Source organism: Bacillus sp. LR--39 (genome assembly GCF_053613335.1).
The window spans coordinates 1-710 of sequence record NZ_JBSIOT010000874.1; the positions used below are offsets into that span (position 1 = coordinate 1).

General features: G+C 46.2%; 1 pseudogene. It reads right to left on the reverse strand.

Going from position 1 to position 710, the window contains the following annotated elements:
• A pseudogene (locus tag ACWHAR_RS27160) lies at window positions 1-465 on the reverse strand (peptidase M42); the annotation flags it as partial.
• Window positions 466-710 lie beyond the last annotated feature (245 nt).

The following is a 710-nucleotide window of genomic DNA, read 5'->3' on the forward strand; positions in this document are numbered from 1 at the left end:
CTCCGTATCTTTCCGGCAGTGAACTGGTTCATCTAGGCGGATCTCCATATTCTCTTGATTCCGCTCAGCCTTTCCCGCGTCTTTGTATACGTGCACAGACGTTTGATGCATTAAAATGGTGCCTGTGTACGTTTTTCCCGAGGCGGTTTCAATTTGGCAATACTCCCCCTCAATCGAGTTGTAGCGGAACCCGCCGATTAAGTCGATTTTCAGCCGGCCGTCCGCTTTAATCTCCTTCACCATAGCGCCGAGGGTGTCAACGTGCGCTGTCAGCATGCGATGCCGGGATGTGTCGCGTCCTGGAAGCGTTGCAATTAAGCCGCCCTTGTGGTTCCGAACCGTTTCTACCTTCCATTCTTTTAAAAGGCTTTCAATATAATTGATCACCTCATATGTATTTCCTGTCGGGCTTGGGATCGATACAAGTTCTTTAATGAGCTCCATCGTTTTACGTACTGACGTCATAGGGCATTCCTCCTTTTATTTTCTACTTAAAATATACTCTTTTCCCGAGGGACCCGTCCAATCTTTTCCTATCAATCTCTCATATGCTGTAGAGAGCATGGGAAGAGGAGGGATTTCTATGTGCTGTCGTCATTCACATGAACAGAAATGTCGTTGTCACGATTGGTTCGATGATTTTTGGTTCTTTGACGAGTGGTTCGATAAAGATTTCCACGACCATTGCAAGAAAAAGAAAGAATGCCATG